General features: G+C 38.1%; 24 protein-coding genes. 5 read left to right on the plus strand and 19 right to left on the minus strand.

Annotated elements, in window-relative coordinates; translation table 11 throughout:
* Window positions 1–196 precede the first annotated feature (196 nt).
* The 7 genes from ACFX40_RS07655 to ACFX40_RS07685 form a co-directional block, all read right to left on the minus strand.
* On the minus strand, window positions 197–1,576 hold the full coding sequence (locus ACFX40_RS07655) for a sucrose-specific PTS transporter subunit IIBC (RefSeq protein ID WP_028410912.1): 1,380 nt from the start codon (window positions 1,574–1,576) through the stop codon (window positions 197–199).
* Window positions 1,577–1,754: 178 nt separating this feature from the next.
* A complete protein-coding gene (locus tag ACFX40_RS07660) occupies window positions 1,755–2,582 on the minus strand; it encodes a PRD domain-containing protein (RefSeq protein WP_028410911.1) in 828 nt (275 codons plus the stop codon).
* Between the two features lie 37 nt (window positions 2,583–2,619).
* Window positions 2,620–3,117: a PTS sugar transporter subunit IIA gene (locus ACFX40_RS07665; protein WP_013084668.1), complete on the minus strand. Its 498-nt coding sequence runs from the start codon at window positions 3,115–3,117 to the stop codon at window positions 2,620–2,622.
* A 222-nt stretch (window positions 3,118–3,339) separates the two neighbouring features.
* Window positions 3,340–3,552 carry a hypothetical protein gene (locus ACFX40_RS07670; RefSeq protein WP_081085303.1) on the minus strand — a complete coding sequence of 71 codons (213 nt, stop codon included), beginning with the start codon at window positions 3,550–3,552 and terminating at the stop codon, window positions 3,340–3,342.
* 130 nt (window positions 3,553–3,682) lie between these two features.
* Window positions 3,683–4,309 carry an FMN-dependent NADH-azoreductase gene (locus tag ACFX40_RS07675; RefSeq protein WP_014458563.1) on the minus strand — a complete coding sequence of 209 codons (627 nt, stop codon included), beginning with the start codon at window positions 4,307–4,309 and terminating at the stop codon, window positions 3,683–3,685.
* A 140-nt stretch (window positions 4,310–4,449) separates the two neighbouring features.
* On the minus strand, window positions 4,450–4,908 hold the full coding sequence (locus ACFX40_RS07680) for a transporter (protein ID WP_071271291.1): 459 nt from the start codon (window positions 4,906–4,908) through the stop codon (window positions 4,450–4,452).
* A gap of 160 nt (window positions 4,909–5,068) precedes the next feature.
* Window positions 5,069–5,614 (minus strand): hypothetical protein, encoded by a 546-nt coding sequence (locus tag ACFX40_RS07685; RefSeq protein ID WP_028410909.1) that lies wholly within the window; start codon window positions 5,612–5,614, stop codon window positions 5,069–5,071.
* Between the two features lie 688 nt (window positions 5,615–6,302).
* Here ACFX40_RS07685 and ACFX40_RS07690 point away from each other — a divergent pair.
* Window positions 6,303–7,469: an FtsW/RodA/SpoVE family cell cycle protein gene (locus ACFX40_RS07690; protein WP_013084672.1), complete on the plus strand. Its 1,167-nt coding sequence runs from the start codon at window positions 6,303–6,305 to the stop codon at window positions 7,467–7,469.
* A gap of 243 nt (window positions 7,470–7,712) precedes the next feature.
* On the opposite strand, the gene ACFX40_RS07695 is transcribed toward ACFX40_RS07690, so the two are convergent.
* On the minus strand, window positions 7,713–9,161 hold the full coding sequence (locus ACFX40_RS07695; RefSeq protein WP_028410908.1) for a SulP family inorganic anion transporter: 1,449 nt from the start codon (window positions 9,159–9,161) through the stop codon (window positions 7,713–7,715).
* A 219-nt stretch (window positions 9,162–9,380) separates the two neighbouring features.
* Window positions 9,381–10,085, minus strand: coding sequence for a purine-nucleoside phosphorylase (gene deoD, locus ACFX40_RS07700; protein ID WP_013058711.1), 705 nt, complete (start codon window positions 10,083–10,085; stop codon window positions 9,381–9,383).
* A gap of 194 nt (window positions 10,086–10,279) precedes the next feature.
* Here deoD and ACFX40_RS07705 point away from each other — a divergent pair, with 194 nt between their 5' ends.
* Window positions 10,280–10,432: a hypothetical protein gene (locus ACFX40_RS07705; RefSeq protein WP_013058712.1), complete on the plus strand. Its 153-nt coding sequence runs from the start codon at window positions 10,280–10,282 to the stop codon at window positions 10,430–10,432.
* Window positions 10,433–10,483: 51 nt separating this feature from the next.
* Here the strand turns inward: ACFX40_RS07705 and ACFX40_RS07710 are convergent, their stop codons facing one another.
* The 5 genes from ACFX40_RS07710 to ACFX40_RS07730 all read right to left on the minus strand — a co-directional run bounded on the left by ACFX40_RS07710 (window position 10,484) and on the right by ACFX40_RS07730 (window position 13,767).
* Window positions 10,484–10,807: a hypothetical protein gene (locus tag ACFX40_RS07710; protein WP_013058713.1), complete on the minus strand. Its 324-nt coding sequence runs from the start codon at window positions 10,805–10,807 to the stop codon at window positions 10,484–10,486.
* 246 nt (window positions 10,808–11,053) lie between these two features.
* Window positions 11,054–11,680, minus strand: coding sequence for a phosphatase PAP2 family protein (locus ACFX40_RS07715; protein WP_028410907.1), 627 nt, complete (start codon window positions 11,678–11,680; stop codon window positions 11,054–11,056).
* 235 nt (window positions 11,681–11,915) lie between these two features.
* Window positions 11,916–12,686, minus strand: a complete 771-nt coding sequence (locus ACFX40_RS07720; RefSeq protein ID WP_028410906.1) for a sporulation protein — start codon at window positions 12,684–12,686, stop codon at window positions 11,916–11,918.
* Entirely contained in the window at window positions 12,673–13,494 is an 822-nt protein-coding gene (locus ACFX40_RS07725) for a serine/threonine protein kinase (RefSeq protein WP_231504556.1), read from the minus strand. Before ACFX40_RS07725 ends, ACFX40_RS07720 begins: the two co-directional genes overlap by 14 nt.
* An 18-nt stretch (window positions 13,495–13,512) precedes the next feature.
* Complete coding sequence (locus ACFX40_RS07730; protein ID WP_114324454.1) at window positions 13,513–13,767, minus strand: hypothetical protein; 255 nt, start codon at window positions 13,765–13,767, stop codon at window positions 13,513–13,515.
* 117 nt (window positions 13,768–13,884) lie between these two features.
* Here ACFX40_RS07730 and ACFX40_RS07735 point away from each other — a divergent pair, with 117 nt between their 5' ends.
* On the plus strand, window positions 13,885–14,946 hold the full coding sequence (locus ACFX40_RS07735) for a DUF2515 family protein (protein WP_098334020.1): 1,062 nt from the start codon (window positions 13,885–13,887) through the stop codon (window positions 14,944–14,946).
* 58 nt (window positions 14,947–15,004) lie between these two features.
* Here ACFX40_RS07735 and ACFX40_RS07740 read toward each other — a convergent pair whose 3' ends face one another.
* The 3 genes from ACFX40_RS07740 to ACFX40_RS07750 all read right to left on the minus strand — a co-directional run bounded on the left by ACFX40_RS07740 (window position 15,005) and on the right by ACFX40_RS07750 (window position 16,546).
* Window positions 15,005–15,175, minus strand: a complete 171-nt coding sequence (locus tag ACFX40_RS07740; RefSeq protein ID WP_013058720.1) for a YozD family protein — start codon at window positions 15,173–15,175, stop codon at window positions 15,005–15,007.
* A gap of 265 nt (window positions 15,176–15,440) precedes the next feature.
* The gene (locus tag ACFX40_RS07745; RefSeq protein ID WP_013058721.1) at window positions 15,441–16,127 is read right to left on the minus strand and encodes a hypothetical protein; all 687 of its coding nucleotides are present in this window, start codon (window positions 16,125–16,127) and stop codon (window positions 15,441–15,443) included.
* A gap of 203 nt (window positions 16,128–16,330) precedes the next feature.
* On the minus strand, window positions 16,331–16,546 hold the full coding sequence (locus ACFX40_RS07750) for a YozE family protein (protein WP_013058722.1): 216 nt from the start codon (window positions 16,544–16,546) through the stop codon (window positions 16,331–16,333).
* A 408-nt stretch (window positions 16,547–16,954) separates the two neighbouring features.
* Here ACFX40_RS07750 and ACFX40_RS07755 point away from each other — a divergent pair, with 408 nt between their 5' ends.
* Entirely contained in the window at window positions 16,955–17,992 is a 1,038-nt protein-coding gene (locus ACFX40_RS07755; protein ID WP_013058723.1) for an acyltransferase family protein, read from the plus strand.
* A 121-nt stretch (window positions 17,993–18,113) separates the two neighbouring features.
* The gene (gene dat / locus ACFX40_RS07760) at window positions 18,114–18,959 is read left to right on the plus strand and encodes a D-amino-acid transaminase (RefSeq protein WP_013084681.1); all 846 of its coding nucleotides are present in this window, start codon (window positions 18,114–18,116) and stop codon (window positions 18,957–18,959) included.
* 35 nt (window positions 18,960–18,994) lie between these two features.
* Here dat and ACFX40_RS07765 read toward each other — a convergent pair whose 3' ends face one another.
* Both ACFX40_RS07765 and kamA read right to left on the minus strand, forming a co-directional pair.
* Window positions 18,995–19,273, minus strand: coding sequence for a YokU family protein (locus tag ACFX40_RS07765; RefSeq protein WP_013058725.1), 279 nt, complete (start codon window positions 19,271–19,273; stop codon window positions 18,995–18,997).
* A 14-nt stretch (window positions 19,274–19,287) separates the two neighbouring features.
* Window positions 19,288–20,700 (minus strand): lysine 2,3-aminomutase, encoded by a 1,413-nt coding sequence (gene kamA / locus ACFX40_RS07770; protein WP_377254766.1) that lies wholly within the window; start codon window positions 20,698–20,700, stop codon window positions 19,288–19,290.
* Window positions 20,701–20,761: the final 61 nt, after the last annotated feature.

Here is a 20,761-nt window from a genome sequence, read left to right on the forward strand (position 1 = left end):
CTGACTATAATAGTACAATCCAATATATGTAGTGTAGCATTTACGTTCCTGTTACACAACATCAACTTATCTCTTTGACTGTTCTACGTATTACTTTTTAAAAAGTTTCATATTTACGACACAAAATTTGCTCACCATAAAATATGATGAGCAAATCTAATACCGTTCTCTATTCTCTTATGCTTACCGATGGTTCTCAGTCTTCTTTTAGCTTCATGAACCATGTAACGCCGAATGCTACACCTACAGAAATAATCATACCAATGATATAGTGAATTAAATTACTCATACCAAGCGGTGCAGCAATGGCCATCATTGGAATGCCTGTGAGGCCGTATGCGTTGGCTACTACGTGCATAAGTACAACGTAGCCTCCCCCGGCTGCTCCGCCTATAGCCGCAGCAATAAATGGCTTTCGAAGTCTTAAATTGACGCCGAAAATAATTGGTTCTGTAATTCCTAAGAAGGAAGAAATAGCCGCTGGAATCGCAATTTTTTTCGTTTTGGCATTTTTCGTCTTAAAGTAAACAGCCAGCCCTGCTCCTCCTTGCGCCACATTCGCGCAGGCCCAAATAGGAAGTAAGAAGTTAACGCCGATCTTCGGATTAGCAAGCAGTCCTGCTTCAATAGCATGAAAACTATGCTGCAAGCCTGTTAATACAATGGTCGAATATAAGCCACCAAACAAAATTCCTGCAAACACTCCGGCTACATCGTATAGAGACTGAAGGCTGATCGAAATTAAATCTCCAATATAGCGACCGAAAGGACCAATAAACACAAGTGACACAAAGCCTGTGATAATAACAGTTAAAAAAGGCGTAACAAGTAAATCAACCGAATTCGGCACAATTTTCCGGAGTCCCTTTTCAATTTTGCTCATAACGTAGATAGCCAATAAAATCGGAACGACCGTACCTTGATAGCCAATCAGCGGAATACTTAAACCAAACAAATCCATATATTCTGGCTTAGCATCTGCTAATGTCCACGGATTTAATAACATCGGATGTGTTAAGATCCCTCCGATAACCGCTCCCAGATAAGGATTTGAACCAAATTCTTTTGCAGCTGAAAACCCGATTAAAATCGGTAAAATGATAAATGCTGCGCCTGAGAACATATCCAACAACACAAACAACGCGCTATCTTCTGAGACCCAGTGGAACGCTTTCATCATCCCCAGCAGCCCCATTAGTAAACCACTGGCTACAATGGCTGGAATAATCGGAACAAAAATGTTGGAAAGCATGCGGGCAAAACGGGCAAATGGGTTCATTTTCTTTTTCATTTCTTCTTGATGATCCGCTGGGACAGCAGCTTCTTCAGCGCCTAGTTCTTTCATAAAAGCAGCGTGAATTTTATTAACGAGACCGGTTCCAAAAATGATTTGAAACTGCCCTGAATTTGAAAAAGCCCCTTTTACATCTTCTATTTCATCTAAACCTTTTTGATCGATTTTGCTTTCATCTCGAATAACAAGGCGCAAACGCGTAGCACAGTGCTGAGCACTAGCAATATTTTCTTTTCCTCCTAAAAGCGGAACAAGCTTTTTAGCAATTTCTTTTACGTCCATCTTACTTCCTCCTTGTTGTATGTCATAAAAAAAGCAAGACCTAAAATACGCTTATAAAAGACATAGTTGTCCTTCATGCGCATTCTAGGTCTTGCCTGCTTTACCAGTCACAATCCCGTTTATTCAATTAATACGCTTTCATTGTACTCAAAGCAACAATATTCGTCAATGTTTTTTTCTATATTCTTTGCTCTATTCGGCAAATGTGAAGCGTGATATATCCTAACTCCGCTTCTGGAAAATTAATTTCGTACTCATCTTTGACAAATTGCTTGATTGTTTCAGCACACTGATACGATTTTTTATATTTGACTTTTAATACGTCAAGCATCTCTTCATCCATCTCATGAAAAGGTTCATTTTGCGCTAAACGGTTTAACGCAAAGCGCAAGTGAGTCAGCAGCCGCTGATAGGACATGCTGTTTTCATCAATCTCCATATTCAGCTCTTTTTTTATAATCGTAACCATTTCATTAATAATCGTTGTATTCATCATGAGCTGCTGCATGCCCGGTGAATTCAGTTTCGCCGTATGAATATGAAGCGCAATATACCCTGCTTCGTCAATCGGCATCGTGATATCTAGTCTCTTTTTGATATGCTGAAGCGCCCATACTCCTATTGCATACTCAGGCTGATAGAGAGATTTAATTTCATTAAGTAATTTATTTTGTATGGAAATTCCGCGGGCTATCCTTTCGACAGCAAAGGACAAATGATCGCTCAAAGCAATATGCACATGATGACTTAGCGTCGCAGAAAGCTGCTGCTCCGCATACGAAATGATTTCTTCCGCCACTTGAATATGCTCCTCAGGAAGGTTTTTTAATAGTTCTTGAAACTTTTCCTGTTCTTCTTTCATGACAAAGACTTTCTCCACTTTCGCAGCATTAATAAGATCATTTTTGCCTTTTTGAAAAGCGATACCGGGACCCATCGCAATCTTTTCAACTCCGCCTTCTTTAAAGACAACGGCATTGTTATTTAATACTTTTAAAATCTTCAAATGCGCTCTCCTTTCTTAAAGGAAAAGGCCTTGCTTATTACTTCATCGTTACTTTTGCACAAGCCGTTTCGCCTTTTTGAACTGTCCCTTGAGCCAAAATTTCGAAACTTTCACTTGCATCACTGTTTGTAATAACGATTGGTGTGATAATGCTTTTCGCTTTTTCTTGAATAAGCGCTAAATCAAATGTGATAAGAGGTGTTCCTACGCTTACTTTGTCACCTTGTGCCACGTGAGCTTCGAATCCTTCGCCTTCCATTGCCACTGTTTCAAGGCCGATATGTATTAATACTTCCGTACCGGCTTCTGTTTTTAAGCCTACCGCGTGTTTTGTATGGAAAAGCTGAACAACTTCCCCAGCAACAGGTGAAACAACTTGTCCTTCTGAAGGTTCGATTGCAAAACCGTCTCCCATCATCTTCTGTGCGAACACTGGATCTGGTACTTCGCTGATTGGCAGGATATTACCTGAAAGCGGAGCTAGAACGGTTGTTTCTTTTGATTTTGTCTTATTACCAAATAATTTTTTAAACATCTCAATCACCCTTTTTTAGATTGTACTTGTAGCATACCCCAATGATTCTGCGGAAAAACTTCCCCTATCCCGATGTTACGTTAACATGGTCATTATTTAACCATGCTTTTTTTGTCTTGTAAATAAAAATGTATGAGCGTTTTCATAAAAAGTGCGTTCTCTATGCCGCACTTCATGTAACCCTTTATACATCTTCTGAAGAGTGGATATTGAATTTTAAACCTAAAAAAGAGGTTGAGACATAAACAAATGAATCCAATCTAAAGACGAACAACTCGTATACATAGGCCGAACCGCTTTTGACACCGCAGTTGATTTCCGTGCAAGACTTCGCTTTCCGAGGGGGGATGCTGAGCCTCCTCGTCGCATACGCTCCTGTGGGGTCTCGCCTATTCCGCTTTTCCCGCAGGAGTCTTCGGCTTGCCCTCCAATCAACTGCTAGAAAGACTTACAAACATGAAACCTACGTTCACCGTAACAAAAAAAACGAACCACTAATCAAATATCTTGATCAGTGGTTCGTTTTTCACTTCGTCTAAAATCCTTTTGTCCCAGCCTTTTGAGATTAGAACGTTGACGCAACTTCTTTTGCTTTTTCAGATGCTTTTGCTAGAATATTGTCTGCTTCTGCTGGTGTGTAAGCCATACCTTCTGCAACAACCAGTTGGAAATCTTGAACCCCAATGAAGCCCATCACTGTACGTAAATAGCTTTGAGTAAATTCTAGCTCTGCTGCAGGGCCTTCTGAATAAACCCCTCCACGAGCTTCTAGTAACACTACTTTTTTATCTGAAGCTAATCCTACTGGACCATTTTCAGTATATTTAAACGTTTTTCCTGCAATTAAAATGTTATCAATATATGCTTTCATTAGTGGAGGAAAGCTTAAGTTCCACATTGGAGCTGAGAAAATAACTTTGTCAGCTTGTAAAAATTGCTCTACTAATTCACCCATACGCGTTACTTTTTCTAATTCAACAGCTGATAATTCTTCACCAGCTCCAGCTTTTCCCCATGCTGCTAAAACATCTCCATCAATGAACGGAACTGTTTCTTTATACAGATCAAGCGTTGTCACTGTATCAGTAGGGTTTGCTGTTTTATACTCATCTAAGAAAACCTGTGCTAAACGAGTTGAAAATGATGCTTCATCAACCTGCGGATTTACTTTTACATATAATACATTTGCCATAAATGTCATCTCCTAAAAAGTGTATATTATTATTAATTCGAGATATTACTAAACAAATTATCTTTAATTCGAGATTTATTATATAACGTCATTTTTTATGCGTCAACCTTTTCGCACAAAAAAACTCCGCAAGCGGAGTTTTATACACATTGAAATTCTCGAATTTGATTTACATCTACCCCAGCATACACCCAGAAAGATCCTGTCCAGCGATATCCTGCAACTGAGCGTCTGCCTACAAAGGTTGGGTAAAACCAGTAAGGCCGACCATTTCTCGGCCATATATAGGTATATCGGTATAAGCATCCTGAAATAGCGCCTGGGTCAACAGCATAAAGTGATGGACCTCCTGAACCTAGCTTTGGTGCAGGTGTAAAAGCTGGCGGTGGACTTGAAGGCGGCTGAGCCCCTCCCTGTGGCGGAAACCCTTGGCCCCCTCCTCCAGGTGGCGGCGGTGGAAATCCTTGACCTCCTCCTCCAGGTGGAAACGATGGAAACCCTTGGCCTCCTCCTCCAGGTGGAAACGATGGAAACCCTTGGCCTCCTCCTCCAGGTGGAAACAAATTTTGAAAACGTGGATCGTATTGATATGGATACATACGCACTCCCCCTTTATAATGCTTGCTACGTTACAATATGCATCATAATGAAGATAGGTGAATGTCTACTTTTACCTTCTATAGACTAGTTGAACGATGTTAAACTTGGTAAACTTAAAGGGGAGTCTTATCGGAGGAAATAATAAATCCAACACGGAAACTACTTGCGTGTTGGATCTGCTTGAGGAAAATATTTTTCAATAAAATTATACAGCCAAAATACGGTAATCAAAATAGGAGCTATCAGAAAAGGATGTTGAATCCACATTTTTACCAGTACCTTTTCAAATGACGGAATCGATTTTAACACTTGAAATAACGAACTTCCGCTAAAAATAACGCTCGTTCCTATCAATAAAAAAGATAGCCAGTTAAATTGTTCCATCCACATGCTCATAGAGATATAAAAACTAACACCCGTTCCTATGCCTCCCATTATTCCACTTAACATACTTTTTACCGAAAAAGGAATCCCTACAAACCATCCGGCTCCTAGTCCTGCACACCCTGCTAAAATGCTAGAAAAAAGCAGCGGCTGCTCAAGCCAGAGACATGCATTCACTCCAACCACTAAGGTGACATGTATTCCTACGTGAAGGGAAATTCTTTTGCCAACAGGCTCTGAAACATAATGATAGTAGCGCCCGCTATAAAAAATTGTCCACCATAATAATAAAAATGCTGTCACACTTGCCCCTATAATCATAAACACACCTCTCTACGTTATGATTCTATTAATCTCTATCTATTATTTTCCTAATATCCTATGTCTCTGATTCGGTAATCTATCCATATACCTTCCATACGTTCGTTCATCAGCAAGAAAGTCGAATATAATTATATTCTTGTCTCAACTGTTTACTTGTGAGAGTGCTAAGAAGTTGAATGTCTGCATGTAGAAAAAGATAGTGTAGAACACTTTCTCTTATCTTTACTATTATTCATATGTATAGCTTGCTAGATTTAGTCCTCGCAGTTTAGAATTTTTCAGTCGTTCATATGAAACTATTCGCCCTTTCTTTCGTTATATATATACACGTTTCTTTATCTTTTCACGTGCAAAAAAAGATAAATTCCTATAGTATGTTTTCATATTAACCTTTAAGGAGATAAAGAAGATGAATTGAATAAATCCCTGCAAATAGAGTTTTTAGAAAAAAGAAATTGTTATCATTTCTCCTATTTATGTTATAGAATAATTCATGTATAATAAAAGGCTGTATGGTAACGCAGCTTGCGACATATCTTTTCTTACTTTTAGCAAGTCTATATTCAAAGCAAAAACTGCAAAGTGGGGTTAGTGCGACTCTTCATTAATCGACTTTGCATTAAAAACCAGCATTTTTCTTTTATCATAAAGAAAGAATGAGATTTAATAGTGACAGGTGAATAATATGGGTGAAAATCAAAGAAATGTTAGTAGATTTGACTGGAACTTGGCTTTCCTAATCTTCCTATTGTTTTGCGTAAGCGTTGTGGCAATCCATAGTGCTGAAAAAATTGGGCAGTATGATAAGAACTTCGTAGCGCAACAAGTTGTTTTTTATATAATCGGAATGGTGATTATAGGGTTTGTCATGCGTTTTGACTCCGATCAGCTTCAAAAGCTAACGTGGGTTTTTTATGGATTTGGGAACTTTTTATTGCTTCTTTTACTAGTGGCTCCGTCAAGCATTGCCAGAGAAATTAACGGGGCAAAAAGTTGGTTCACACTTCCCGGCTTTTCGTTACAGCCATCAGAGTTTATGAAAGTGTTTTTGATTATCACACTGAGTACGGTCATTGTTAAACACAATGAAAAATATCGTATCCGGACAGTAAGAGAAGACTTTTTACTGCTTGGTAAACTGGGTGCTGTACTTGCTTTACCTTTATTATTAATCATGCAGCAGCCTGACTTAGGTACCGCTCTTGTGTTCTTAGCAATCACGGTTGGACTTGTATTTGTTTCAGGCGTAAGCTGGAAAATCATCGCGCCTGCATTTTTAGGTATTACAGCGGTTGGTTCTGTCATTTTGGGACTTGTTGTTTATGCACCTAGCCTATTAGAAAAGTATCTAGGGGTTAAGCAATACCAATTTGGCCGTATTTATTCTTGGCTTGATCCTGAGTCATATAGTTCGGGAGAGGGCTATCATTTAAAGAAATCGTTAGATGCAATTGGATCAGGAATGGTAAACGGTAAAGGAATCGGAAATGGAGTTGTCTATTTGCCAGAGGGACAGACCGACTTTATTTTTGCGGTTATTGGAGAAGAGTTTGGCTTTATCGGCGCCAGCATTGTTATTAGTCTTTTCTTCGTACTCGTTTATTACTTGATCAAGCTAGGCCTTGAAACAAAAAATGAATTCAATTCTTACTTATGTGTAGGCGTTATTTCAATGCTTACGTTCCACGTATTTCAAAATATCGGTATGACCATTCAAGTCTTGCCTATTACCGGAATTCCACTTCCTTTTATTTCATATGGAGGTAGTTCACTGATGGGGAACATGTTTGCAATGGGTCTGATGTTTGGAATCTCATGGCATCACAAACGCTATATGTTTGGAAATGATTAAAGAGAGACGATGGTCTCTCTTTTTTCTTTTATCTCCCTATTAAGCATGCTACAATAAAGAAAACGCTTCCAAATCCTGTTTTAAAAGGAGTAGATATGCATGCTTGATTACCAATATCGGCGCAAAGCCTATGCTATTTTGTTAAAACAGACATCCGTACCTTCATCTACAACTTCTTTTTCCACCTGGCTCGTACAGCTACTAAAACGAAACAAGTAAAAAAGGTGTGCTACTGCACACCTTTTATTTGTTCGACAGCGACGTTATGCCAATTTGCCTTACGATTTTTTTACTGTCTTCATTTAGTCCTTTTACAATAACCTTTTTATTCAATCGCTCGTACTTATCGATAATTTTTGAGATGCCGATCACGGCCGATTGATCCCATATATGAGAAGAACTAAAATCAATAATGATGGTATCCGGGTCTGTTTCATACTGAAATTCATCCATGAAGAAGCTGATCGTGGCAAAAAATAATTGCCCTGAAACCCTGTATTGCTTCATATTGCCTTCTGTTTGTGAAGTTGTTTTGATTTTAGCCATCTTCCAGCCAAATACAATGGTGCTTAAAACAATACCTACCATTACTCCTAATGCTAAGTTATGTGTAAACAATACGATAACCACCGTAACAACCATTACAATAGCATCCGATAGCGGATATTTCGTTAAGTCTTTAAGGGACTGCCAATCAAATGTACCGGCAGCTACCATAAACATAACGCCTACAAGAGCAGCCATTGGAATTTGTTTAACAACATCGCCAAGCACCATAATTAAGAACAATAAAAAGACTCCGGCGACTAAGGTAGATAACCTTCCACGTCCCCCTGATTTTACATTAATCATAGATTGTCCAATCATGGCACAGCCAGCCATTCCTCCAAAGAATCCTGTTACAATATTAGCGATGCCTTGACCGCGTGCTTCTTTATTTTTATTCGAAGGCGTATCTGTAATTTCGTCCAGTACCGTTGCCGTTAGCATAGATTCAAGTAGGCCTACAATCGCCAAAGGAAGCGAATAAGGTAAAATGATAAGCAGTGTCTCCACTGATAAATCAACCTTTGGAAAGTGAAGAACCGGCAGCGAACGCGTAATATTCCCCATATCTCCTACCGTTTTTAAATCTAAATGAAAGACAATCGCTACAATCGTCATCAAGACAATGGCAACAAGCGGAGATGGTATTGCTTTGGTCATGAGCGGAAACAAATAGACGATGAGCAGCGTTCCGGCTACCATTGCGTACATCATCCAATTTGCTCCTTGAAAATGCGGAAGCTGTGCTGTAAAAATTAAAATACCTAGCGCATTTACAAAGCCAATCATAACTGTTTGAGGAAGAAATGATAAAAACCTTCCTACTTTCAAAACACCAAGTAAAATTTGAATAATTCCGGTTAAAACAGTAGCTGCAAATAAATACTCAATGCCGTGATCTTTGACTAAGTTAATCATTAATAAAGACATTGCCCCTGTTGCAGCTGAAATCATAGCTGGTCTTCCGCCTGTAAAAGCAATCACAATTGCCATACAAAAAGATGCATACAGGCCAACCATGGGATCGACACCGGCGATAATGGAAAAAGCAAGGGCTTCTGGAATAAGCGCAAGAGCAACTGTCATCCCAGACAAAATATCTGCTCGAACGTTTGAAAACCACTGCTGTTTAATACTTGCCATCATGATGGTTTATCACCTCTTATGAATTTTTTATACGATTTTCGACTTTCACGAAAATCAAAGCCGTTTTTAACGTATCAAATCGTACCATACAATTTCCCGTTTGGAAACAATTAATTTTCACAAATAAAAAGACGAGAAGCTTGATTGCTTCTCGTCTTTTCATTTGTTATGCCGCAGCTTTTCGTTGCCATTCAGCAAATAAACGAAATGAAATTATGTTCATTCATTAATTGCTGCTTCAAGCGCAACAACAATCATATCGTTAAACGTCGTTTGACGCTCTTCTGACGTTGTTTCTTCACCAGTGAAAATGTGATCACTTACTGTTAAAACCGATAAAGCATTACGGCCGTATTTAGCGGCTAGCGTATACAAAGCCGTTGTTTCCATTTCAACTGCCAATACGCCGTGAGCTGCCAATTTTTCTAGCTGGCCGTCTTCATTATAAAATTGATCAGATGTAAATACACTTCCTACTTTTAACTGAAGGCCTTTTTCAACACCTGCATCGTAAGCGCGCTTTAATAAATCAAAGTTAGCTGTCGGTGCATAGTCAATAGGACCAAATTTAACACGGTTCATTTGTGAATCACTTGACGAAGACATGGCTAAAATAACGTCACGCACTTTTACATCTTTTTGAATTGCTCCGCATGTACCAACGCGAATTAGGTTTTGAACACCATATTCATTCATTAGTTCATTTACATAAATAGCAATTGATGGTACACCCATTCCTGTTCCTTGAACAGAAACGCGCTTTCCTTTATATGTTCCTGTAAATCCAAGCATACCGCGCACTTCGTTATAGCAAGTTACATCTTCTAAAAACGTTTCTGCAATGTATTTTGCACGAAGTGGATCACCTGGAAGTAAAATCGTTTCTGCAATATCACCTTGTTTTGCCCCAATATGTACGCTCATTTCGTACCTCCTATATGTAAAAAATCTTACGCTTTCACTATACCATATTGTATCCCTTGCTTGTCTATTTACTTCTAACATTATGCGTCAAAAATAAAAAGACATACGGCCCAAAAAATGGCGTAGTATGTCTTTTTATATAAGGGTACGCTAATAGCGCAAGGGATTTACTAACGTTAGTTGAGGTGATATGTATGGGGAAAAAGCATCGCAATCGAATTAATTCGCCTAAAAAGAATAATCATATTCCTAAAGAAGCAATTATAGCAGAACATGAAGCCCATGGAGATGAATATTCAGCAACAAACCGAAAAAATGGCCCTGGCCATCATACTCGTGATTACTAAGGGTCAATATATAAATAAAAAGCGGCCAGATAGGTCGCTTTTACCTTATGTTTAACGTACGTGCAGGCGGTTCACTTTTTGCCAGCCGTCTGTCCATAGCTTGTAGTAATACTTTCCTCGAGTACCTTCATCAATTAATAAAATATCGCCTGTGCTGATAAACCTCGCATCACAATCTTTTGGCAAATTATCAGCAATATTAAACATCTGAAATACTTGTGTTGCTGCGTCTTGATGATCGAATGCTGTAATCGTTAGACGATGGACAGGCTTATATCCGCGCTTTTCGCCTTTTTCTTCTGTTTGCATAATGGTTACATCATATTCTGTGCTAATATTAAATTGTTTTTTTATTGTGGTCCACACACTCAACATTCTTCCCTCCACCCAAAAGCAAGTATTTACTCTTTTACGTCATGTATTCTTATATAATTAGTGATAAAATCCGAAAATCCTTTATCGAATCAAAACGTTTTTTGTCGAAATTACTAGTTTTTTCTTATTAAATATGTACATAAAATATTTGTTTCCCATTTTATCATTAGTTGTTTTTGAATGGATGAATCAATAGGCCTACTTAAACAAAATGAAATATTAACGAAAAAAATGTAACCATTGCTCCTATTTTTGGTTATATAGGCGTTTAGAAAAGAGATAGACTCCTAAGGACCAAGCAAGTCCTAAACAATATCCTGCTAGTATATCCGTTAAAAAGTGTACGCCTAAATACAAACGGCTAAATCCAATTAATAAAATAACAATAGCTATTACGCATGCAGCTGCCGTTTTAACGGCTCTGCTTCTTGTATACATCCATATTAACAAAAGTACTCCGCTGTAAAACGCCATTGAGTTCATGGCATGTCCGCTTGGAAAACTATAGTGAGAGGCGGGAACGACTTGACTCCAATCAGGTCTTGGTCTTGCAAAAATCTCCTTCAATCCCCAATTTAAAGCGCGAACTCCCCAAAAAACGAGCGTGATATATAAAGCGAGCAATCCTTTTCGTTTATAAAGAAGAAATACTATAATTGCAAACCATATTGGCGCAGTGACATACCAAGATCCTACGGTTGTTATAAATATGATGATGGGTGTTAACGTGTCCGTCCTCCATCCTTCAATGGTATGAAGTACATTAAAGTCAAGCTGTTTCACCCAAGGTGTATTAAACGTAAATAAAATGAGTAAAAAGAAAGCTAAAAGCGATACAATAAATAGAGAATATTTTGTAGTGCGATTTACCATTTTTTATTTCCTCCAACCTATTAAAAGAAAAAGCATGTAGCGTTCTACATGCTTTACTTATTCACACGTTTTGGCTGAATATAGTCTTCTGGCTTAGGAGCTTGATGAACGACAAATTCAGCCGAAAATTCCTCTTTTATGTTTATTTTTTTCGTTTGCTTTGATTGCGGCATATACCTCTCTCCTTTCTTTTTACTGTCTTTAATATACGAAAAATAAAGGAGAGCTATGCACGTTAGCTATAGCGTGAAATAATATTGGTTAATATATTTTTTAACTGGGGAATTTCTTTTTCAGAAACATGAACATGAACGAGCGACTCATCTGCATCCAGCATTTCAGATAGAAAGCCGCCAAACCCTCTGGCACGTCGATCTACTTCTATAAATAAATCGTAGTCATGCAAGCCGCTCGGCTGCACGATGATTTCAATTTCATCTACTTTCCCAGCGTACACTCCACCGCTTGGAACAAATTCAAATTCTTGAACAAAAGGAAGTCTTTTTCTCATCCGGCGAGGGGCTTCTTCGCACTCAACTTGGCGCAAGCGAAAGCCAAGCTGTTCCATAGCTTCAATTGCGCTTGTTACCATAAGGTTAGGAAGCACTTTTACATGATCAATATCTGACGGATCAACGGCATCTTTAATATCGAGGCTCGTCGCCACCCAAACCCGGGTTCTCCCTAATGTAACAGGCGTATCATCAGGCAGCTGAAAGGTAAAAGGAATAGATTTCGTTTCAGATGGTTGAATCGTGAACGGGTCGTTAATCTTAAACGTATTGAGCTCAATATCCTGCTTGTATTTTTTATCGTCCCTTTCTTTTACATAAGTTGTGAATAGACGCAGATAGATGCTGTCAATTTTCTGCTCAACATTGCCTCCATACACTTCAACAATCCCTTCAATCTTTTCACCAGCACGAAATTCATCATTGACAAGCTTAGCGTCCACTCGCGCTGCACCAATTCCAATGCGGGCTAACGCTTTATTAAATAGCGCCATACTTTCCCCTCCCTGAGTTCTTACTATTTATATAGTCATAAATATCTTTTTGTAAACTTTTAATGCTTTCATACGATTCATCTGCTCTCAGCATTTTTTGAATGATTGTCTTAATAGGCGCCGACAAATGTAACTCTTGTTCCCAGCTTCTTTCTTGTTTTTCCGTCGGCTCATAACCAGAATATAATAAAAATAAAAGAAAATGACCAAGTGCATAGATATCGCTTGCAGCGGATGTTTGTCTCATAAACTGCTGTTCTTCTATAAGGGTGCTTGTTTCTTCATGGTCCCCTAAAAATCTAGCAAGACCAAAGTCAATAACACAGATGGTTCCGTTAACATCAATAATATTTGGAATACGAAGATCACGGTGAACGATTCCTTGCTCATGAATAGCAGAAACTACGTCTAGAATATTAAGTAAAATGTTAAGCGCTTGTTCTTCCGTATACACGCACTTCTCTTCAAAAATTAAATCTTCAAACGTTTTCCCTTGAATCAACTCCATCACTAAGAAACAGCCTTCATCTGTTTCGATAGCTTCATACAGTGAAGGAATTTGAGGGTGATTTAATTGAGACAGCAATTTTGCTTCATAGTGATAAGACTTCAGCCCCTGGGACGTGCGCTGCTTCGTTTTACGGAGCTGCTTTACGACTACCTTTTTTTGTTGCACAATGTCGTTAGTAACATATGTTATACCATAGCTTCCCATTCCCAGTACATCTATGATTTCATAGCGCCCGCAAATGACTTTTCCTTTTTTAAAAGGACGGTCAATTAGCCAGCGATGAAGGTGTTTGAACATTCGATTTTTCACCATAAATCAACTTGAGAAAAAGCTTGAGAAGAAACTTCCGCTTTTACGTTTGCGCTTATAGTGGTGGTGTCCATATTTTGAATGACTGTGGCTGTCATAATATTTGCTTCGCTTATAATCGCTACTGCTGCTATGATGACGAGGACGTCTGTAATGATGATCACTGCTGCTGTAGTGACGAGGACGTCGATAGTGTCGATCGCTGCTGCTGTAGCGTCGATGTTTAGATCCAGTTAATGATTCAAAAATTTTTCTGAACATAAAGAAAACCTCTTTTCTTAACATTTGTTACCCTTTATACGTACGAAATGTTATAAAGGTTTCAAAAAGTCCCTTACCCTTTTTTTATATAGTTAAACGTTTCAAAGGAGGCTTAACATGACTTCTACTAACACAAATCCCCTCATTAGATTGGAGGATATTCTTCGCCTGCAGCAGATGATGCAGCTCAAACCTCCTGCTACCCTCCCGCTGTCTTTTATCGGAGAAGACGTAAAATTGATTAAAGAGATTCGAAAAAAAGTAAAAAAAGCTAATCAAAACAATGTTACACGTACCCAAGCTTATTTAGACTATTATCAAAAACATCCCGAAATTCACTGGGCTTTTTTAGCACACTTGGTTTCACGAAACGGCGGCTATTACATGACAGATCTCTCCACTACCTTAATAAAATCCCTGCTTTCTCCAGAAAAACAGCACGCGTACTTCTTGTTTTTAGAACATTCCAATTCCGCCATTTTTCATGATGCTTACGCTCAGCTGTTACTCTATGAAAAAAGCAAAGAACAAAACAGCAATCTGTTTCATTTACTCTCCGCTTTTCACATATCTTCTTTTATGAAAACTGTTTGGAATGACTTTTGGCAGCATAGAAACAAAACACTCTTATCAATAGCTCTGATTGTGAACGAACAGTATCATATCGAAAAAAATGTTCTCTTTAAAAAAGAGTTTCAGCGGGATGTTCTTCACTCTTGGCAGTTTCACACTCAAAACTTTCTCGGTATGACTCAAATCGTCTTTCCCTATTATTCAGGTAATAACATTGATTTAAGTGGCACAAAAGTGTATCATTTCGAGTCTGTCTTAAAACGGATTGAAGTGGGAAAAACTTTATACGTTCTTCTTTTTTATTCAAACTTGCATGATTCTATCTATACATTTAGCCTTAAACACCCCCACACAGGGTCTCGAAGCGATTATAATTCAGATATATTTACAAAAAATCGAACTCATTCCAAAAAGCTGTATAGCCCGACGTTAAATATGAGCTGGGGAGACCGCGTACACCTTTTTTTAAGAAAAGATGAGTGGTTTGAAGAAGAAAGCATATTTTCTCTCCTTGAGTCTATTCCCGCTTCTTCCGTTAAAAAAATTCCTCTTCAGCATCATATAAAAGTGCAATCTGCTATTAAAGCTGCTAACCCTTTTTCATAGCCGCTGTCTCATAAACAAAACGACGAGTTTCCCCGTCGTTACAGATGTATCTATCTTTTTATTCTTCATCTTGCTCATCAATAATGCATTTATCAATGAGATAATCAAAAGTTATATCCGCTAATTCGCCTAGCTCTTCTTCAGCGGGAACATAGCCTCGCTTGACTAGTTCATTGTAAAAGAACTCCGCAATTTCTTCCGTATCAATGACCACTTCGATTTCTTTCACAATATCACTCCTTATCCCGTTTGAACGGATTAGCGTACCTTATTTTTCTTAAAAATAGGTTCACTCCATCTTCTGCTTGAAGTTTTACCTTATACACATTTATGAACAATTCGGCAATAGTATGTCTAAAATTTCAGCAGTTTAAATAGAAAGGTAATTATACCCATTCTTTTTTCATTACCATCGCCGTATACACAATAAAAGATAGCTAAGAGAGATGTAATGATCTATCTCGGCTATCTTTTATTTATTAGGCATCTACCTGCTATTTTCCTTGTTCGGATTTTGCTATCTTTTTTAAATGTTTCAGCACTAAGTTCATGACTTCAGCGTATTCTTCATCTTCAAAAAGCTCATACAAAAATTTATAATCATTGTACACATCTAAAAGACCGTTTATAATCTCATGCTTTTCTTTAGTTAACCTCACTTCTTCTTTTTCAGAACCGTTTTGTTTTTTCATCTTTGGTAGCAACTCCGTCTTTTTAATTTCTTTACCTAAATACAACATATCAACACTTTGAGCGTAATTTTCTGTTTCCTCATGAGGAGTTACGAGAATGAGTTCTTCTTCACTAGCCTCAAGCCATTCTCCATCTGTTACACGTGACAATTCATAGACAATATCTTCCCATGAATCCTCTTTATAACGCCATATTTCTGTTCGAATACCAATGATTTTAAATAACTCTTTTCCATAATTAAAAACCTGGACGATATCGCCGAAGAAAAATTTATATTCAAGCTCTACTCTTTCCTGTACTAATATTTGACCTTCATATTCTTCTAGAAGCTCAATTGTATCTTCTAAAAAAAGGCCTTCACTATGGTTGATTTCGTATACAAAAATCCCATCCATCACTTTTATATCGGTAATAGTGCCAACGGTCCCGTATATTGTTACAACGACTGTTTCACCAATTCCGTATTTAGGTTTTTTCTTCCCTGCCATCGTCGCACCTCCTTAGTAAACATACACCTACTGAAAAGTTACAATATTATATGCAGTAACTAAAAAAGGGGAAGTATAACATCTTTAGAACCAAGCCTTTATTATCTATTGCCTTCTATCATTTTTCCTCCTGCTTAGTGCATGAGCTAAAGAAATAAAAAAAGCAGGCTGATGGATATCCATCAGCCTGCTTTTTTTATTTCTCACGCATTATTTTGATAAAGCTCCCATGCTTCATCAAATACGGTCATACTTGATAAATAATGTCCGTTGAGTTCTAAATAAGAACTCAGTTCGTCATAATCTGTTGAAGATTTCGGGAAGCTGTGATCATCATAAGCACTTCGCGCAAACTCTCCCATTCGATCATGTTTTTTATTTGATCGGAATTTCATTATATAGTGATAAAAGGATTTCATCGGACTCCCCCTCCAGCGGTATGTGTATCTTTTCTATCATTTTTTCAAGAAATCTACAACTTTCTTCTGCGATATGTAGATGTCGAACACTGCAATATAAGTGGTTTACCGGACAAAAAATATTAAATTCATGTTACAGTTGCAAAACAAATTTCACTATTAGCGTAACGAATAAATATTGTTATATCAATATTTTTCTTTTTTCAAAAAGACATTTGTAACAAAAACACATCGTTTTTATAACAAAAACATTGATTCGACAGGTTTCTCAAGCCTTTATGTAATTGCAAAAAAGAAGAATTCATGTTTTAATTCCGTAGTGAAAGGTTATTCTAACAATAATCGCCATTTAAATAAATCTTGTTGGTGGTAGGTTTACATCAGCATATGTTGAGGAAAAATAATACTATGAATACTCGAAATGCTTACTTTGATAATGCTAAATTTGTATTAATTTTTTTGGTTGTATTTGGACACATGATTTCTCCGTACCGAACAGATAGCAGCGGAATGCTGTCCATTTATCACTTTATCTTTATTTTCCATATGCCTGTCTTTATTTTACTAGCAGGTTATTTCTCAAAAAATTTTCATAAAAAAGGCTATTACAAAAAAATATTTACAAAGGTGGCTCTTCCTTACTTAGCTTTCCAAACTATCTATACCCTATATTATAGTGTGCTTTATACAGATGAAACGTACACGCTTCAATATTTGGTTCCTAGATGGGCAATGTGGTTTCTACTGAGCTTAATTTTTTGGAAATTAATGCTTCCTTTCTTTGCGAAATTCCCGATGTGGATTAGCTTAACTGTCTCTATTTCGCTTGGACTTGCAATGGGCTTCATTGATATTGACGGATTTGATAAAATTCTAAGCATTAGCCGAATGTTTGTCTTCTTCCCGTTTTTCCTTTTAGGCTACTATTTGTCACAGCGACAAGAGCCTTTTACAAATCTTTTGACAGCGCGAAATCGAATCATTGCATCCATCGTATTACTAGTTACATTAATTGGAAGCTATTCTTTCTTAGACGACACGGCTTACACAGATATGCTGTATGGAACGAACACATACGACAATGTGGCCGAATTTTTAATGCGCGTTTCTCACTATGGAATTGCTTTTCTTGTATCTTTTGCCTTTATGGCTTTAATTCCAACGCGCGGTTTTGCTTTAACAAGCATTGGACAGCGATCCCTATACGTGTATTTATTGCACGGCTTCATTTTAAAATGGTTCTTTACAACTGACTTCTCAAAAAGTCTGGAGCCAACGTCATGGGGAATTATCGTCTTAATCGCCCTGTCCATTTTAGTAACGATGCTTCTCGGCAGCCGTATCGTCGATTGGTTCATCACCGGTACTAAGCTCATCGTTCAGTTTGTTACACCTAAAAAAGCCATTCAGAAATTTTCATTAGCTTTCAAACGTACGTTTTCATAAAAGTCATACTCCTAAAGGAGTATGACTTTTTTCATTTTCTTTGGAGAAACCAAGTAAATAATTTCATTTTGCTGAATTTTATGTTAACGTTTTAATATCTAAAGGAAGGGAGTTTTTCAAGATGGAATTAGCATATTATGCTGGAGAGTTTAGAGATATTAATGAGGCTGTTATTCCAATTGATGAACGCGGTCACCAATTTGGAGACGGTGTTTATGAATTTATTCGCGTATACAAAGGAGTTCCGTTTTCAATTGAACGTCACTTAGACCGCTTAGAAAGAAGTGCAAAGGCAATCTTTATCGAGCTGCCGGTTTCAAGACAAGAGCTAAAGGACATCATTCATCAAGCAATGGAAAAATCAACGTTAAAAGACGCTGATATTTATATTCAAGTTACGCGCGGGATTGCTCCTCGAAATCATTTATTTCCCGATGTACCTGCACAATTAGCACTCACAATACGCCACCCTCGCCAAACACCTGAAGAAGCCTATGAAAAAGGCATTTCCACGCTTCTTTTGGAAGACGAACGATGGGCTAATTGCTATATCAAATCATTGAACCTACTTCCTAACCTTCTGGCCAAACAAGCTGCGGCTTCTAAAGGATGTAAAGAAGCTATTTTAGTAAAAGACGGATACATAACCGAAGGGTCGAGCAGCAATGTATTTGCGATAAAAGACAACGTCTTGTTCACGACTCCTGCCACAAGAAAAATTCTATCCGGTATTACGCGCGCTAACGTGCTGGAATGTGCGCAGGAACAAGCCATTCAAATCCGCGAACAAAATATGACTCCTTCCTTTTTAAAAGACGCTGATGAAGTTTTTATTACGAGCACGTCTGTTGGCCTCTTGCCCGTTTCGAAAATAGACGAAGTCGAACTTCCAACTTTCCGTCCTGTTACAGTGGCTTTAAAACACGCCTACAGCCTGCGCACTGCTGGAACAAAGGCTTATCAATAAGCAAAGCCGCCCCTTACAAAATAAGGGGCGGCTTTTTAGAATTTAAAGTAGTTGCGCTTTAATAATCTTGGCACTTTTAATAGTTCATCATACCGAATGGATTCATCAAGTTTTTTTGTATCGACAAGAAGCAGCTGTGTTTCCACTTCTTCTATGATCTCTTCTTCTTGATATGACATCCCGCAACCTGAACAGCTGATACATGGCATATGAGTAATTTCAATACTTCTCGTTCCATCTGGCAATTCCCAGTATGCGGTATTGGTTGTTTCTACCGCTTTTTCTTCTTCGCACCATGCGCATTGAACAGTCATATTACAGGACCTCCTTAAGATGATGGAGCATCGTCGCTTTTAACGTCTTTTTTCAATTGAGCTTTAAACTTTTTATCTTTTAATTCATCTCTTTTTTCACGTTTATCTTTTAGACTTTCGTGAGCACTGTCACTTTCATATGTTTTACGTCTTTTTACTCTCCCTAACCCTTCCGGTACAAGGTTGAATTGAGCATCATTCATAAGACCCGAGATGCCGATGGAAGAATCTTTAGCATCCGATGCTGGATAAACAGCGCGAAAATAATCATCTGCACGCCCAGGCACATAGCTTTCTGGCTCCGGATACGTCGTAATCACTCCTTCAAAGTTTCGCAGAACAACTTTACTTGCGCTTTGACTAATAATATAGTTTGGCTGAACTGCAATCTTTCCTCCTCCTCCCGGCGCATCAATAACAAACGTTGGAACAGCATAGCCAGACGTATGACCTCGCAGCCCTTCCATAATTTCAAGCCCTTTGGAAACAGGTGCGCGGAAATGTCCAATTCCTTCTGACAAATCACATTGATAAATATAGTAAGGACGAACGCGTATTTTCACTAAATCGTGCATAAGCTTTTTCATGATAGCTACGCTGTCATTAATCCCAGCTAAAATAACCGCTTGATTGCCAACTGGAACGCCTGCATCGACAAGCATTTCACATGCTTTTTTTGTCTCTTCCGTAATTTCAATGGATGTATTAAAGTGAGTATTTAACCATACTGGATGATATTTCCTTAAAATGGTACATAAATTTTCTGTTATTCGCTGCGGAAACACAACGGGTGCTCTTGTGCCAATCCGAATAATTTCCACATGGGAAATAGCTCGTAAATTCTTCAAAATATATTCTAAAATGTTGTCATTAATCAGCAAGCCATCACCGCCTGAAATGAGTACATCTCGTACTTCAGGTGTTTTGGCGATATAAGCAATCGCAGCATCTAACTGCTTTTTTGGAACGCCCATTCCGATTTGTCCTGAAAACCTTCTTCGAGTACAGTACCTGCAGTACATGGAACATTGATTGGTGACTAAGAACAAAACGCGATCAGGATAGCGATGGGTCAACCCTGGCACTGGAGAATCTTCGTCTTCATCTAGGGGATCTTCTAGATCATATTTTGTTTTATGAAGTTCTTTGCCCACCGGAACAGACTGCATACGGACGGGGCAGCGAGGATCATCTGGATTCATTAAAGATGCATAGTAAGGCGTAATATTGAGCGGAATGGTTTTGGTTGAAATGCGTACTCCTTCTTCTTCTTCAGGAGTTAAGTTAATAACCTTTTTTAAATCATCTAACGTTCGAATTGTGTTTGTTAATTGCCAAATCCAGTCATTCCATTTTTCTTCAGGAACATCTTTCCATAACTCAATATCTTTCCAGTGTCGGGACGGCTTATATAAATCATATAACATACAATCGCTCCTTTATGAAGATTTACTATTGTTATATGTTACAGCCCATAAATTGGTTAAT

Origin of the sequence: Priestia sp. YIM B13552, from assembly GCF_042787775.1 — a bacterium.
In the GTDB taxonomy this organism is placed as follows: Bacteria; Bacillota; Bacilli; order Bacillales; family Bacillaceae_H; genus Priestia; species Priestia megaterium_E.

Bases quoted from the DNA above. Each gene is read 5' to 3' on its own strand.
- ACFX40_RS07685 (WP_028410909.1), bottom strand. From the start codon at position 5,614: ATGATTATAGGGGCAAGTGTGACAGCATTTTTATTATTATGGTGGACA.
- ACFX40_RS07755 (WP_013058723.1), top strand. From the start codon at position 16,955: ATGAATACTCGAAATGCTTACTTTGATAATGCTAAATTTGTATTAATT.
- ACFX40_RS07720 (WP_028410906.1), bottom strand. From the start codon at position 12,686: ATGGCGCTATTTAATAAAGCGTTAGCCCGCATTGGAATTGGTGCAGCG.
- ACFX40_RS07735 (WP_098334020.1), top strand. From the start codon at position 13,885: ATGACTTCTACTAACACAAATCCCCTCATTAGATTGGAGGATATTCTT.
- dat (WP_013084681.1), top strand. From the start codon at position 18,114: ATGGAATTAGCATATTATGCTGGAGAGTTTAGAGATATTAATGAGGCT.
- ACFX40_RS07730 (WP_114324454.1), bottom strand. From the start codon at position 13,767: ATGTTCAGAAAAATTTTTGAATCATTAACTGGATCTAAACATCGACGC.
- ACFX40_RS07745 (WP_013058721.1), bottom strand. From the start codon at position 16,127: ATGGCAGGGAAGAAAAAACCTAAATACGGAATTGGTGAAACAGTCGTT.
- ACFX40_RS07665 (WP_013084668.1), bottom strand. From the start codon at position 3,117: ATGTTTAAAAAATTATTTGGTAATAAGACAAAATCAAAAGAAACAACC.
- deoD (WP_013058711.1), bottom strand. From the start codon at position 10,085: ATGAGCGTACATATTGGGGCAAAACAAGGTGATATTGCAGAAACGATT.
- ACFX40_RS07675 (WP_014458563.1), bottom strand. From the start codon at position 4,309: ATGGCAAATGTATTATATGTAAAAGTAAATCCGCAGGTTGATGAAGCA.
- kamA (WP_377254766.1), bottom strand. From the start codon at position 20,700: ATGTTATATGATTTATATAAGCCGTCCCGACACTGGAAAGATATTGAG.
- ACFX40_RS07710 (WP_013058713.1), bottom strand. From the start codon at position 10,807: ATGTTGAGTGTGTGGACCACAATAAAAAAACAATTTAATATTAGCACA.
- ACFX40_RS07750 (WP_013058722.1), bottom strand. From the start codon at position 16,546: ATGAAATCCTTTTATCACTATATAATGAAATTCCGATCAAATAAAAAA.
- ACFX40_RS07655 (WP_028410912.1), bottom strand. From the start codon at position 1,576: ATGGACGTAAAAGAAATTGCTAAAAAGCTTGTTCCGCTTTTAGGAGGA.
- ACFX40_RS07680 (WP_071271291.1), bottom strand. From the start codon at position 4,908: ATGTATCCATATCAATACGATCCACGTTTTCAAAATTTGTTTCCACCT.
- ACFX40_RS07765 (WP_013058725.1), bottom strand. From the start codon at position 19,273: ATGACTGTTCAATGCGCATGGTGCGAAGAAGAAAAAGCGGTAGAAACA.
- ACFX40_RS07705 (WP_013058712.1), top strand. From the start codon at position 10,280: ATGGGGAAAAAGCATCGCAATCGAATTAATTCGCCTAAAAAGAATAAT.
- ACFX40_RS07715 (WP_028410907.1), bottom strand. From the start codon at position 11,680: ATGGTAAATCGCACTACAAAATATTCTCTATTTATTGTATCGCTTTTA.
- ACFX40_RS07725 (WP_231504556.1), bottom strand. From the start codon at position 13,494: ATGTTCAAACACCTTCATCGCTGGCTAATTGACCGTCCTTTTAAAAAA.
- ACFX40_RS07695 (WP_028410908.1), bottom strand. From the start codon at position 9,161: ATGATGGCAAGTATTAAACAGCAGTGGTTTTCAAACGTTCGAGCAGAT.
- ACFX40_RS07690 (WP_013084672.1), top strand. From the start codon at position 6,303: ATGGGTGAAAATCAAAGAAATGTTAGTAGATTTGACTGGAACTTGGCT.